This is a genomic window from Tunturiibacter gelidiferens, assembly GCF_013410115.1.
GTDB lineage: Bacteria > Acidobacteriota > Terriglobia > Terriglobales > Acidobacteriaceae > Edaphobacter > Edaphobacter gelidiferens.
The window spans coordinates 2,591,925-2,604,818 of record NZ_JACCCV010000001.1; the positions used below are offsets into that span (position 1 = coordinate 2,591,925).

General features: G+C 57.7%; 11 protein-coding genes. 5 read left to right on the plus strand and 6 right to left on the minus strand.

Annotated features, from left to right (window positions below; genetic code table 11):
- Positions 1–212 precede the first annotated feature (212 nt).
- Positions 213–2,354 (plus strand): glycogen debranching protein GlgX, encoded by a 2,142-nt coding sequence (gene glgX, locus HDF12_RS10980; RefSeq protein WP_179582856.1) that lies wholly within the window; start codon positions 213–215, stop codon positions 2,352–2,354.
- On the opposite strand, the gene HDF12_RS10985 is transcribed toward glgX, so the two are convergent.
- From HDF12_RS10985 to HDF12_RS11000, 4 genes are all read right to left on the minus strand, one after another.
- A complete protein-coding gene (locus tag HDF12_RS10985) occupies positions 2,351–6,223 on the minus strand; it encodes an alpha-amylase family protein (RefSeq protein WP_179582857.1) in 3,873 nt (1,290 codons plus the stop codon). The two genes, glgX and HDF12_RS10985, sit on opposite strands and share 4 nt — an antisense overlap.
- 582 nt (positions 6,224–6,805) lie before the next feature.
- Positions 6,806–7,693, minus strand: coding sequence for an HvfC/BufC N-terminal domain-containing protein (locus tag HDF12_RS10990; protein WP_179582858.1), 888 nt, complete (start codon positions 7,691–7,693; stop codon positions 6,806–6,808).
- Positions 7,690–8,583 (minus strand): MNIO family bufferin maturase, encoded by an 894-nt coding sequence (gene bufB, locus HDF12_RS10995; protein ID WP_179582860.1) that lies wholly within the window; start codon positions 8,581–8,583, stop codon positions 7,690–7,692. The genes HDF12_RS10990 and bufB overlap by 4 nt, the downstream gene beginning before the upstream one ends.
- Positions 8,584–8,661: 78 nt before the next feature.
- A complete protein-coding gene (locus tag HDF12_RS11000; RefSeq protein ID WP_179582862.1) occupies positions 8,662–8,946 on the minus strand; it encodes a hypothetical protein in 285 nt (94 codons plus the stop codon).
- A 311-nt stretch (positions 8,947–9,257) separates the two neighbouring features.
- Between HDF12_RS11000 and HDF12_RS11005 the strand changes: the two genes are divergently transcribed.
- The 4 genes from HDF12_RS11005 (at position 9,258) to HDF12_RS11020 (ending at position 11,412) form a co-directional block, all read left to right on the plus strand.
- Positions 9,258–9,836: a peroxiredoxin family protein gene (locus HDF12_RS11005; protein WP_179582864.1), complete on the plus strand. Its 579-nt coding sequence runs from the start codon at positions 9,258–9,260 to the stop codon at positions 9,834–9,836.
- 219 nt (positions 9,837–10,055) lie between these two features.
- On the plus strand, positions 10,056–10,529 hold the full coding sequence (locus tag HDF12_RS11010) for a DoxX family protein (RefSeq protein WP_179582866.1): 474 nt from the start codon (positions 10,056–10,058) through the stop codon (positions 10,527–10,529).
- Positions 10,511–11,146 carry a sigma-70 family RNA polymerase sigma factor gene (locus HDF12_RS11015; RefSeq protein ID WP_257025496.1) on the plus strand — a complete coding sequence of 212 codons (636 nt, stop codon included), beginning with the start codon at positions 10,511–10,513 and terminating at the stop codon, positions 11,144–11,146. The genes HDF12_RS11010 and HDF12_RS11015 overlap by 19 nt, the downstream gene beginning before the upstream one ends.
- Positions 11,137–11,412, plus strand: coding sequence for an anti-sigma factor family protein (locus HDF12_RS11020; protein ID WP_179582870.1), 276 nt, complete (start codon positions 11,137–11,139; stop codon positions 11,410–11,412). Before HDF12_RS11015 ends, HDF12_RS11020 begins: the two co-directional genes overlap by 10 nt.
- Here HDF12_RS11020 and HDF12_RS11025 read toward each other — a convergent pair.
- On the minus strand, positions 11,409–11,873 hold the full coding sequence (locus tag HDF12_RS11025; protein ID WP_257025497.1) for a hypothetical protein: 465 nt from the start codon (positions 11,871–11,873) through the stop codon (positions 11,409–11,411). The two genes, HDF12_RS11020 and HDF12_RS11025, sit on opposite strands and share 4 nt — an antisense overlap.
- Before the next feature lie 90 nt (positions 11,874–11,963).
- Positions 11,964–12,662, minus strand: a complete 699-nt coding sequence (locus tag HDF12_RS11030; protein ID WP_179582872.1) for a 4'-phosphopantetheinyl transferase family protein — start codon at positions 12,660–12,662, stop codon at positions 11,964–11,966.
- Positions 12,663–12,894: the final 232 nt, after the last annotated feature.

Below are 12,894 nucleotides of genomic sequence, written 5' to 3' on the forward strand. Positions count from 1 at the left end.
TGGTATTCGGAGGGGCTGGGAGTGCGTCGATTTCAGGTTCGAGTGGGCTGGCCGACCGCTCTGGCTCTGAGCAGAGTCGAGCCCCGTTGTCGCGGCGGTCGCTGTTTGTCGAAGGTGCGGCTAATTCTTGGAGATCTGGAAGCAAGGTGAAATTGAATTTGATTTTTATGTATTCCTCGTAACTACGGATCGTTGGCCGCATCGAAAGGGTTATGAAACGCACACTTCTTCCTGGTCGACCGTATCCGCTTGGTGCGACTGTATCGAGCAAAGGCACAAATTTTGCTATTTTCTCAGAGGGTGCGACCCGGGTTGATCTTTGCTTCTTTGATGCTGCGGGCAAGCAGACGGACTGCGTGACCCTACGGGAGCGAACCGCTTATGTGTGGCATGGACTTGTTCGTGACATCAAAGCGGGGCAGTTTTATGGCTACCGCATTGATGGGCCGTGGGAGCCGGAACGTGGTCATCGCTTCAACCCAAATAAGCTTCTGGTGGATCCGTATGCTGAAGCTCTTACCGGGCAGGTGGACTGGAAGAAGCCCATCTTTGCGCATGACGTTGCCTCTGGGGACGATCTGAAGATGGATACGCAGGACAGCGCGGACGGCGTTCCAAAGTGTGTTGTGGTCGATAGCGAGTTTGATTGGGGAGACGATCATCCGCCCGAGACTCCTCTGGCGGACTCGGTGATCTACGAGATGCATGTGAAGGGCTTCAGCATTCGAAATCCTAGGATTCCAGAGAAGCTTCGCGGGACCTACGCGGGGCTCGCATGCGAGCCGGGGATCGACTACTTGAAGAAGCTTGGCGTGACGGCGGTGGAGTTGTTGCCTATTCATCATTTTATTGATGAGGGGCCGCTGGTGGATAGGGGACTGGTGGACTACTGGGGATACAACACGCTTGGGTACTTCGCCCCGATGGCTCGTTACAGCTCGTGCGGGGATACCGGCGGCCAGGTGAACGAGTTCAAACAGATGGTGAAGGCGCTGCACGCGGCAGGCATCGAGGTGATCCTTGATGTGGTCTACAACCACACCTGCGAGGGCAATCAGTTTGGCCCGACTTTGTGTTGGAAGGGAGTTTGTAACACGACCTATTACAGAGTGAACGAGGAGAATCCTCGTTATTACGTGGACTATACGGGGACTGGCAACACCTTGAATGTGCGAAATCCGCAGGTGTTGAAGATGCTGATGGATTCGCTGCGCTACTGGGTTACGGAGATGCACGTCGATGGTTTTCGTTTTGATCTTGCGGCGACGCTTGCGCGTGAGCTTCACGATGTGAGCCGGCTCTCTTCGTTCTTCGACACGATTCACCAAGACCCTACTCTTGCAGATGTGAAACTTATTGCGGAGCCGTGGGATGTTGGCGAAGGGGGTTATCAGGTGGGGCAGTTTCCTGTTCTTTGGGCGGAGTGGAATGGGAAGTATCGCGATACGGTGCGCCGGTTCTGGAAGGGTGACGGGGGCCAGCTCTCGGATCTTGGAAACCGGCTTACCGGATCAAGCGATCTCTATCAATACGACGGACGGAAGCCATATGCGAGCATCAACTTTGTCACGGCCCATGATGGATTTACGTTGTGTGATCTGGTGAGCTACAACCAGAAGCACAATGAGGCCAATGGAGAAGGCAACAAGGATGGCTCGGACAGCAACGACTCCTGGAACATGGGTGCGGAAGGCCCAACGGATGATGAAGGGATCAACCTGTTGCGAGAGAGGCAGACGCGAAATTTTATGACTACGCTGATGCTCTCGCAGGGCGTGCCGATGCTGAGCGGAGGCGACGAGATTGCGCGGTCGCAGAGGGGGAATAACAACTGCTACTGCCAGGACAACGAGCTTACCTGGCATGACTGGAATCTGGATGAACCACGTAAGCGGGTGCGTGACTTTACGAGTCAACTGATCCACTTCCGTTTGAAGCACCCGAATCTGCACCGGCGGAAATTTTTCCAGGACCGTGAGATTCGCAGGAAGGGCGAGGACCTGATTATCAAGGATGTCGCATGGTTTAATACCGACGGCAACCAGGTCTCCGACGAGGTTTGGAATACTGAGTGGAACCGCTCAGTGGCTGTGCTGCTGAACGGACAGACGCTGCAGGTGACCGATGAGGACGGCAACCCGGTCATCGACGACAGTTTTTTTCTGGTTGTGAACGCGGCCGAGGGCGGCGTCGTCTATATGCTGCCCGCATCGCCTTCCGGGAAGCCGTGGTGTCAGGTGATCGATACCGAGAATATCGACAATCCTTTTGCCCGCATGGAGGTTGAGGAAAAGATTATCGTTGGAGGTCGAGCACTGAAGCTGTTCAGCGATGGGTCTATGTCAGCGAACTAAGGTTTGGGCGTAGTGGGTTCGGGGCGTCTCTTTGGGGCAGCTTTCTTTTTAGCGGATGATTTTGTTTTGGGAGCTGACTTCTCATTCGGAGGGGGGGGCGGTGTCAGCTCGGGGGAGCTGGCTTGTATCTCTTCGCTCATTGCGATTGGTTCAGGACTGAGATAACGGTCCAGATTGTAACCAGCTTTCTTTGCGGAGACGCAGGAGTCTATAGCGGCGGCTTCCAGCTTCGTGAGCGAGTCGACAGAGACAGGGGTCTGTTGTGCAGTTTTTATTAGCGCGGGAAGTTGGAGCCAACCGAGTAGTTCTTCAAATCCTTCCTTGTTGAAGTAAGTAGCGCCAGAGGACTCGTTGACGCCTGTGAGCCATCGAACGTCTGGATCGGACCAGAATCTTTCGGTCTTGGCTGCGGCTGGAGAGATGTCAGTTTGAGACAGCAGAATTCTTACGCGAGCAGCAGCGCGCCAGGTGTTTTCTCCTTCCATCCCGATGGCGCTGAATGTCTCTGATAAAGCAGAACGCAGCTGGAGCTTGTCGAAGAGATCCGCCTGATCTTTATGAGGAAGACTACTCAGAGTGATCCAAGCCAGAATAGGAGCCCAGATTTGTTCCGTATGATTGGGTGCTTTGCTAGCGGGTAGAAAGCTGGTCACTGCAGGCGGCAGGGTAGATGAGAAGTCTTTGACGATTGAGATGAGATGGAGGGCCGCTTTCGTCAAGCTCTCGCAGATGTCCTTATAGGTCAGGGGCGGAGGGGGTTCGGTTGTGAGGGAGGACTCGGCCTCGGCCTCGGCCGCGGAGGCGTGCGGGGTGGGATCTGCGTTTTCGACGGGTAGAGTGTGGAGCACATTTTCAAAGAAGCGCTGACTGCATTTCACGAATGGCTGCAATCGGGGGTCAAGGGCAAGTTGTTCGGGGTGCGTGGCAGAGGCACTGTTGACTTTTTCTGTGGGTGATTTGGCGTCAAGGAGTTGCTGTTGAGCTTTCTCCTTATGGTTTGCGAATGATCTCTCGCCTGCTTTCGGTGCAGCGGGCTTCGTCGCGATCGATACGGTCTCGTTAGCTGCAAGCTCCGAGGCAACGGTTGCGAATGCGCGAATGTGGCTTTCGCTGAGAGCCTGGCGGAAGGCTTCGTGCAACGGGCGCAGGCGAAGTTTGGAGAGCGCCTCTTCGACGCTGTAGACGCCGGCGCCGTTGAGTGCGTCGTAGAGCTGATCCCAGGGTTGATCGACTGTGGCGTGAAGCTCGCGCCAGTTGAGCAGGACTGCATATTGATATCCGCGGAGATCGACGGTGAGGCCGGTGTGGTGGAGATCGGTGCTGCGGCGGAGATATTCGAGACCGTGGGCGGTGTCGCGGTAGGCGAAGAAGGTGAAGTAGTTGTAGGGGAGGTCGAGTCCTTCGGAGAGACTTCTCTGGCGAAGGTGGCCGGTGGCTTTGTCGACCGAGGCTGCGGAGAAGTGGATGGTGCCGCGAGTGCTGCCGTAGCTGTTGTTGTAGAGGATGATGGCGCGCTGGCCGTGGGAGCGGTTGGAGTAGGCAAAGACGTTTTCGTCGACGGTGCCGTGGTCGGTCCAGAAGTCGTAGAGGACGAAGTTGGTGCTCTCGGCGAAGAGACGCCGATTTTTTAGCAGAGGTGCGATCTCATGTTGGTGGCGGGCTACGAGGTGGTCGTTGGGCCACTCTTCCATCTTGGCTTGTTTGAATTCCATGCCGTAGCGCTCGGTATAGCCTTCGATCTGGCCGTGACCGAACATGGGCAGGCCGGGGAGCGTGGCCAAGAGGGTGCAGACGCCGAAGTACTTGTCGCCGGAGCCGAACTGGTCGATGGCGGTGCGCTCGTCAGGATTGCTCATGAAGCTGACGTAGCGTTTGAGGATGTCGGGGTCGAACTCGATTGTCTTTTTTAAATAGGAGCGGTACTTTGCGTTCTCTTCATCGCGGAGCATGTTCATGAAGGCGCTGTTGTAGACGCGATGCATGCCAAGGGTGCGGACGAAGTAGCCTTCGAGGAGCCAGAAGGCTTCGGCGAGGAGGAGGGTGCCGGGGACCTCGACGGCGACTCGGTCGACGACCTCGCGCCAGAACTCGTGAGGCATGAGGGAGTCGAACTGTTCCTGGGTCATCGCGTTTTCGGCGCGTGAGGGGATGGAGCCGCCGGTGCCGGGGAGAGGGAACCAGAGGCGCTGGACGTGGCGTTTGGCGAGGACCATGGCGGCGTCGAAGCGGATGATGGGGAAGAGGCGAGCGACGTGAAGGATGACCTGGATGACGTGCTCGCGAACGGCGGCTTTGGAGTAGTCGAGTTGCGCGGTGTCGTTCCAGGCGAAGGTGGTGCCGTCGTTGCCGTGATACATGTAGCGGGTGGCTCCGTCGCGATGATGGCGGAGGCGGAAGACTACAGCGGCGTCGGACTGGTCGTAGTAGTGGTCTTCGATTTTGATTTCGACGCGGCTGTCGGTTGAGAGGTCGGGGCCTTCGAAGCGGTAGACGGGGAAGGGGCTCTCCCAGCGGTAGAGGAACCAGTCGGGATTCTCGATGACCCAGTTGGAGTCGATGCCCATGTGGTTGGGGACCATGTCGCTGGCGAGGCGGATGCCGGTTCGGGCGGCACGGTCGCGGAGGTTTTCGTAGGCATAGTTTCCGCCGAGGTCTTCGGCGATCTGGTACTCCTTGAGGGAGTAGGCGGAGGCGACGGCGTCGGTGTGTCCGCGCAGGCGCTTGATGGTTTGGGAGGCGACGCTGCGCTCCCACAGGCCGATGAGCCATAGGCCGGTGATGCCGCGGTCGGCGAGTAGGCGCAGCTCTTCGTCGGGGATCTGGTCGAGACGATGGATGTGGCGGAGGTATTTTTTTGAAAGCTGCTCGAGCCAGACGTAGGTGCTCTTGGCCATGAGGACGACGGTGGGCATCCATGCCTGATCGGCGCTGAAGGCTTCGTACTCGTTGAGAGGGGCCTGATAGTCATGGCCGTAGCGGCGTTGCCTGGTGCCGTCCGGGCCAGTGATGTACTCGTCTTCGAAGCCGATGTACTCGTCGCCGACGAAGCCTTCTCCGCCGCGGCCGGGTGCTCCGTGGCGGTATTGGTCGGGGCCCGGGGGATGGAAGCGCATCCAGATGGCGAGGTCTTCTTCGCGGAGGACGTCGATGGCGAGGAGCACGCGGCGGAGGTCTTCGCCGAGGTATTTTGGCCAGTGCTCGCGGATGTAGTCGAGTTGGCCGGTGAGGGAGTCGGGTGAGGCGAGAAGGGGAGCGCGGAGGGCGTCGAGTAGGCTTCCGACTTCGGGGGAGACGTGTGGGCGGGTGATGAAGTAGTTGGGGAAGGCAGCGGTGACCGTCTGATAGATCGTCTGCTGTTTCAGGGGAGTGTCTTCGAAGAGTTCGCGGAAGGGGGTGAAGGCGGGGTTGATGTTCGCCAGCCAGAGGAGGAGGAGCTCTTCGAGGGCTGCTTCGCGATTGGGCAGGCCGTCGGTTGTCCCGTTGAGCCATTGGGCCGGGGTGAGCTCGCCGCGATAGACGGCCACGTTGGGAAACTGGCTGGTGAAGGTGAGGAGGAGGCGTTCGATCTCGGCGGGAGTGGCGTGACCGGTGAACCAGTGTACGGCCTCGGCGAAGACTGCGGGATCGATCTCCTTGCGATAACGGGCGATCATCGCGTGGTTGAGCTCGTCGATCAGGCCCATCGCGAAGAGAGCGCCGGCGTTTACGACTCGAGTTGGATCAGTCTGTTGGGTGCGCAGATCCTGGAGCTGTTTTGCCAGTTTTCTGCTTGCAGCGACGTTGCCGAAGACGATGTTGCCCGTGAAGTTGAAGAGCAGATCGTCCAGGTCCAGTTTTTCTCGGAGAGCGCGGGAGATGTGAAATTCCATGCAGGGTTCCTCGTGCAGATGCCTTAGTCGCGCTCCAATCCTAACGGACCGGTTTTTTGTTATTTAGAGAAAACGACGGCCACAAAGATTGGCCTGTATCGTCGGAAGCCAGCTGCGACGAAATGGATGCCTCGTCAACAGTTTGGAATAAGGATGACAGGCTTCCTCACGTGTCGCAACCAGCGTAGGTTATTGGCACGGAATTCAGCGTCCGTATGATACGCGCTGGATGATGGAGATGGGTATTTCACGCTGTCTTCAGCTGTTAGATGCCGGAGAAGACGTCTCTCGCGGTTAGATTGCGAGCCTACTTGAGTGTTTGAATCTGAGCTCACAACGCACAAAATGAGTTCGGGTGCGGCAACGTCTTGCGAGGGCCGATTAAGAACAGACGACGGCTTGAAAGGCGTGGGTGAAAAGGGATGAGCGGTTTGGGCAGGACGGAGTTCGTCGGGTCCTTCCCCATTCGACTTCGCTCAGGGTCAGGATGACGGCAAAGGCTATGACGGGGGTTCGTCTCAAAGGCCTCCTACTGGGTTTCTCCGGCGAACAGCCTGTTAGGGGGCTTCGTCTGCAAAGAACTCATAGGTTGTTTGCGGGTGGTTTGCAGAACCAGCCGAGTTCCGAGGCGTGGGCGAAGTACTCCTGAATTTTCGCCGCCTGATCTTCGGGTGAGAGGGAGCTTCCGCGGAAGGCGGCTTCGAGTGCCTGGCCGAGCAGAGTACCGCTCTGAAGGGCGGAGAGAAGGCGGAAGGCCTCGTGGTCTATCCGCCGGTAGTAGACGGAGTTGTCGTAGCGATGGACTGCAAGGTGGATTTGAGAGCGGCGCATTGCGGGAAGACGGGTTCGCCTGGCTTGCTTGCGCTCCGTGACGGCGTTGCTCATGATGTCGCTAGGTGCGGTCTGGCGGTGAACGGCCAGGACGAGCTCGTCGACGGGATAGCGGAGGTCCAGCAGTTGGAGATGAGGCTGAAGAAAGAGGGGGGAGGCAGCGCCGAGATCTCCGAAGTCAGCAGCGGTGAGGGGAGCGAGGTCGGCTCCGTCGAAGGCTTCTACGTAGGCCCACTCTAGGCGGGCTATGTCGAGGAGGAGATCGTGACGCCGGGGAGAAAATTCGGGGTGCGATTCGAGCCACTTCGGCAGTTTGGAGCCGAGATTGCGCAGGGTGAAGGAGGTGGATGGATTCTCGCGGAGATAGGCGAGGATCATCGTGTCAAACTTTTTGGCTCCGAGGACGGCGCCGATGGCGGGGAAGTCCTCCGAGACGGCTCCTATGACGCGGAACCAGTATTGGCGGTTGTAGATTTCGAGGCGATCGAAGGAGGAGAGGCGGTCGTTGGGTTTGATGTAGGTGCTGGCGAGGTCTTCGGTTGATTTGCCGTCGGAGGTTGCTGGCTGCATCTGAAAGTCGGGCGTGAGGGGACGCGTTACGTCTTCGGCCATGCGGCGTTGCAGTTCGAGAAGGTTCACGAGTGAACCACCTCTCTGACGTCTGCTTCTGCTGCTCTCTCCGAGGGGATGAGAGATTCTGCTGGTGTGAGATATTGCGTGGCCTTGAGGGCTTCGGAGTGAACCTCGTCGAAGGTCGGGATGTTGTCGTCCCATTCGAGGAGAGTTGCGGTGGGGCCGACACGCTCAATGGCCCGGGCGTAGAGATGCCATACCGGATCGAGTACGGGATGATCGTGGGTGTCGAGGATGTATTTCTCGAACTTCGAGTGACCGGCGATGTGAATTTGCGCTAGACGCTCGGCGGGAACACTGTTGACGTAGTCGAAGGGGTTGAAGCCGTGATTCTGAGAGGAGACGTAGATATTGTTGACGTCGAGCAAGATGCCGCAGTCGGCGGCTTCGACGACTTCATTGAGGAACTCCCACTCGGTCATCTGGGACTCGTGAAACTCCGCGTAGCTGCTGACGTTTTCGACGGCGATGGGTATTTCGAGGAAGTCCTGGACCTCGCGAATGCGTGCGGCTGTGGCCTTCACCGCTTCGAAGGTGTATGGCATGGGGAGGAGGTCGTGGGTGTATCGGCCGTCTACGCTACCCCAGCAGAGGTGATCGGAGAGCCAGGGTGTTTTGGTGCGACGGGTGAGGGTCTTGAGGCGCTTGAGGTGCTCGCGGTCGGCTGGCTGGGCGGAGCCGAAGTACATTGAGACGCCGTGCTGGACCACGCGATAGCGTTCAAGGATCTGGTCGAGGATCTTTAGCGCGCGACCGCCGTCGACCATGTAGTTTTCGGAGATGATCTCGAACCAGTCGACGACGGGCTTTTCGGCGAAGATGTGGTCGTAGTGCGGGACGCGAAGGCCGATCCCTACGCCGTAGTCGCTGAAACCGTTGAAGCGATTGGCTGGCATGTCTCCCCTTTTGTTAAATGATAGTGAAGAGGACTGGAGGCTTGAAGGGATAACCAAGCCTCCAGACAGGGGAGGTGCTTAGGCGAGCGAAGGCTTGGAGCCGTCGGTGGCGCATCCGCCCTTGCCCTTGCAGTCGTTCTTGCCGGGGTGCTTGCCGCCGCCCTGACCCTTACAGTCGTTCTTGCCCTTGCAGGAGTGCTTCGGAAGATCGGGCTTGTCCTGGGCGATGAGGACGCCGGCGTGAACGGTGGTCGTGGGGGTGTTGTTTGGCTGCGCGGTCTGGGCATTCATACGGACAGCGGTGCCGCCCAGCAGACCTGCGAACGCGGCGGCCAAAGCGAGAGATTGTGCTGAATTCTTCATATTGATGAGCCTTTCCTGGTTGAGCCGCACGCAAGAACGTGCCGGACGTGGATGGTGGCTACGCTGATCGTAGCAAGAAGTTAACGGCGAAACTCCCTACTTCGGATTGCATTCGCGACAAGGATCGTTCGCCGATTTTTTCCTTGCCGCTGATTCGACTACGTCAAGGCACAAAGGTTACAGCGACAGTGGAACATCGGAAGCCTATCACTCTCTGTAACCTTTTGGCGCGAGGGTACTCAAACCGGGACACGTTGGATAAATCTGAAGGACGGCGACGCCAGAGCGTGGCGCGTCGTAGGAGTTGAAGAATGATTGCCAGGAATTTCTTGGTATTGGCTTTAGGTGTATTGATGATTGGTATCGCACCGCTGGCGACTGCGGAGACGCCGGAGGTGGGACAGAAGGCGCCGGAGTTCAGCCTGTCGACTCCGGATGGACACCCTCTGAGCCTGTCGGAGTTTACTTCGAAGGGGACGGTGGTGCTGGTTGTGCTTCGGGGATTTCCCGGTTACCAGTGCCCGTATTGCCAGAAGCAGGTGCATGACTTTGTGACGAACGGCGAGAAATTTGTGACGGCAGGCGCGGAGGTGATGCTGGTCTATCCCGGACCTCCGGCCGCCCTCGATCAACATGCCAAGGAGTTCCTGGCGAAGGAAAATCCGCTACCGGCTAATGTGCACCTGGTCGTCGATCCCGACTATGCTTTCACGAATCAGTATGGACTTCGCTGGGACGCGCCGCACGAGACTGCTTATCCTTCAACCTTTCTGATCGATCGTCAGGGCGCGGTTTTCTTCAAGAAGGTGAGTCACGAGCATGGTGACCGAACGACCGCGGCGGATGTGCTCGCTCAACTCGAGCACGAAAAGTCTGCCCACTCACATTAATGCTTTATTGACGGCTGATTCAAGACGCCCGGGGAGATATATTGTCGTTTTGAAGCGATCTCTCTTCGAGTTCCGGTGGAGACTGTAACCAATTCCATCGTCGTGGTTCTAAGTACATGCAGGTCCCAACAGGTTCCTGGCCGAGCCTGCATTTATTGGGGCCTGCGCAAGATTGCTCAGATTTATTCACGCTCGCTGGAGTGGAGAGAAGAGGTTGTGATGAAAAAACTGCTTGAGGTGTATGCACGGTTTGCAGCATTGGCTTCTTATCTCCAGTCCCCATTTCTCTTGGTGGTGCGTCTCTACTGGGGATGGCAGCTTGTCCAGAGCGGATGGGGGAAGCTGCATCATCTGGATAAGATCACCGACTACTTCACGAGCCTGAATATTCCGCTTCCTGCTATAAGTGCTCACTTCGTGTCGGGGTTGGAGTTCGTTGGAGGACTTCTGCTGATTGTGGGGCTCGGCTCGCGGCTTATCGGATTGATGCTTACGGTGAATATGCTGGTGGCATACTGGACTGCGGATCGAGAGGCGCTCTTTGCGGTCTTCTCAGATCCGGGCAAGTTCTATAACGCTGATCCATACACGTTCCTGTTCGCGGCGGCGATGGTTCTGGTGTTCGGTGCTGGGTTGTTCTCCTTAGATGCGTTGTTGAAGAGGCGTTATCGAGGATGGATCGAGAAGCAATGACCGCAATCTCCGAGAACAGGAATGAAGCTCAGATGATCGCCTCCATCCTTGCAGGCAATACGCACGAGTTTCATGATCTGATTCAGCCGTATGAGCGAAGCGTCTACAGCATGGCCCTGTCGATGTTGCAGAACGAGGCGGATGCGGAGGATGCCGCGCAGGAGTCGTTCCTCAAGGCGTTCCGCAACCTTGAGAAGTTCCGCGGCGAGGCAAAGTTCAGCACATGGCTGATCAGCATTACGCTGAACGAGGCTCGGAGCCGGCTGCGGCGGAAGAAGACCGCGAAGACGGAGTCGCTGGATGAGTTGCAGGAAGGCGGGCATGTGTCGCCGGCGTTGCTGCGAGACTGGCGGGAGATTCCCTCCGAGGCCCTGGAGCGGCAGGAGGTGCGGCTGTTGCTACAGGATGCGATTGGCGATCTGCCGCTGATCTATCGGGAGGTCTTTGTGCTGCGTGATATGGAGGATTTGAGCGTCAACCAGTCGGCGGCGGCGCTTGGTATTACTGTTGCAGCGGCAAAGGTGCGGTTGCATCGCGCGAGGCTGATGTTGCAGAAGCGGCTGGCTCCGCAGTTGAGACAGGTGCTGCCGAAGCGGAGGTGGTTCCCATGGTTCTAGAGTGCAAGCATGTGTGGGAGCATATCTCCGGCTATCTGGATGGGACGCTGGATGCAGCGGTGCTGGAAGAGGTGCAGAAGCATCTGGAGCATTGTGAGATTTGTTCTGCGATTCTGGATTCGACGCGCAATATTTTGATTTTGACCGCAGATGAGCGTGTCTTTGAACTACCGCTGGGCTTTAGCGAGCGGCTGCACGCGAGGTTGGAGGCAGAGATGCGGGGTTTTACTTACAGGCCCTCCGGGTCGGGCGAGGGCGATACCTAGGAACCGCGATGAATCATGGAGTGAGTGATCCACTCGGCCGCCACCAGGATGAGGGTGATGACGGCGAGCGCGATCTGGAGGTGTTCCGAGCGCCGTTGGCTGGGAGTAGCTGGCTGGGTGCGCCACTGCGAGGAAGGGCGGGTGCGCAGGGAGCGAATGCGCCAGATGACGTAGAGATTAACGAAGGAGCCAAGGGTCGCGGCTATCATCATGGGGATTCGGATAGCGTCGCGATGGAAGCCGGTAGGGTGTGGGTGGATGCCAAAGGTGGCCGACGCGAGGGCGCTGAGGCCGATGGCGACTCGAACTCCGCTGAGGGCGATGACTGCCGTGCAGGCACTCTGCAAAACGATAAAGACGAGGCTGGTGGCGGTGACGAGCCAGGTTTTTCTGCTCTCCGGTGGGGGAAGGGCCGACGGCGCCTGGGGCGAGACAGTTCGGGAGGTTGTCTGAAGGGCCATCTGTTCCTCAAGTTATAGACGTATCAGCGTGGTTGTCGAGGGACCGGGAGATATAGTGTCGGTATCTTTTGTGCCAGGAGTCGGGAAGGGTCACCAGGGACGGCTCAGGGGGAAGATCAGCTGCCTGACCGGGGAGTCGGGCGATTCGAGTGCGATTGCTCCGGCTGCTTCGATCCCCAGGGATAAATCGCTGACGAAGAACAACTTCCCTTGATCATCTGGCGATTCGGCGATGCGAACGGGGTGCAGGGTTACTGATTCGAACGATATATCGAAGGATGCCAGGGAGGCGATGAGGCCGCGGCCGTCTGCTTTGAGGACTGCTTCTTTGCGGGTCCAGTAGCGGTAGAAGGTTTTGACGCGAGCCTGTGGGTCGGTGATTGCAGCCAGGGAACGGCTTTCGCTCGCCGTGAAGTTGTGGTGGGCGACCTCCATGATGTCGGTCGACCGGTCGAAGTATTCCACATCGACTCCGATGTGGCCAGTGCGGGTGAGTGCGATGAGGATTGTGTCTTTGGAATGAGCTACGTTGAAGGCGATCCTAGGGCCGTTGCGATGGGAGAGCTGAGGTTTTCCGTGAACTCTGGTTGTGATCGTTAGAGAGAGGGGATCAAGTCCCGAAGCGTTTCCGAGAAGGATTCTCAGACATGCCCGTCCGACGGAGAAATGTTCCTGGACCCGTCCCGTTCGGCGACGGCTGGCTTGGAGCTGTTCGGCGTGAGTGAGAAGCGGGGCGAAACGGTCGTGCAGTCCTGTGGCACCGGCCAGGTCGATCCGCCAGAGTTGCACTTCGCCGGCCTCCAGTGGCGGGAGGGTATCGACCTGTTTCCAATCACTCGACATAAGAGACAAAAGGGGCGCGATGCAACCGTGTTGCCATCATAACCAGTCCGTTGGGTACTTTAGTTCTCGTGCGCCCGGGAAGACGGTGAAATACTGGGAAACATACAACTTTCAGGTATTTTCGAGCACGATAGTCTTAATCGGTTTTTGGAATTATGCGTACAATTAGGCAACATGA

Bases quoted from the DNA above. Each gene is read 5' to 3' on its own strand.
- HDF12_RS10985 (WP_179582857.1), bottom strand. From the start codon at position 6,223: ATGGAATTTCACATCTCCCGCGCTCTCCGAGAAAAACTGGACCTGGAC.
- HDF12_RS11015 (WP_257025496.1), top strand. From the start codon at position 10,511: ATGGATCGAGAAGCAATGACCGCAATCTCCGAGAACAGGAATGAAGCT.
- HDF12_RS11020 (WP_179582870.1), top strand. From the start codon at position 11,137: ATGGTTCTAGAGTGCAAGCATGTGTGGGAGCATATCTCCGGCTATCTG.
- HDF12_RS11005 (WP_179582864.1), top strand. From the start codon at position 9,258: ATGATTGCCAGGAATTTCTTGGTATTGGCTTTAGGTGTATTGATGATT.
- glgX (WP_179582856.1), top strand. From the start codon at position 213: ATGAAACGCACACTTCTTCCTGGTCGACCGTATCCGCTTGGTGCGACT.
- HDF12_RS11000 (WP_179582862.1), bottom strand. From the start codon at position 8,946: ATGAAGAATTCAGCACAATCTCTCGCTTTGGCCGCCGCGTTCGCAGGT.
- HDF12_RS11010 (WP_179582866.1), top strand. From the start codon at position 10,056: ATGAAAAAACTGCTTGAGGTGTATGCACGGTTTGCAGCATTGGCTTCT.
- bufB (WP_179582860.1), bottom strand. From the start codon at position 8,583: ATGCCAGCCAATCGCTTCAACGGTTTCAGCGACTACGGCGTAGGGATC.
- HDF12_RS11025 (WP_257025497.1), bottom strand. From the start codon at position 11,873: ATGGCCCTTCAGACAACCTCCCGAACTGTCTCGCCCCAGGCGCCGTCG.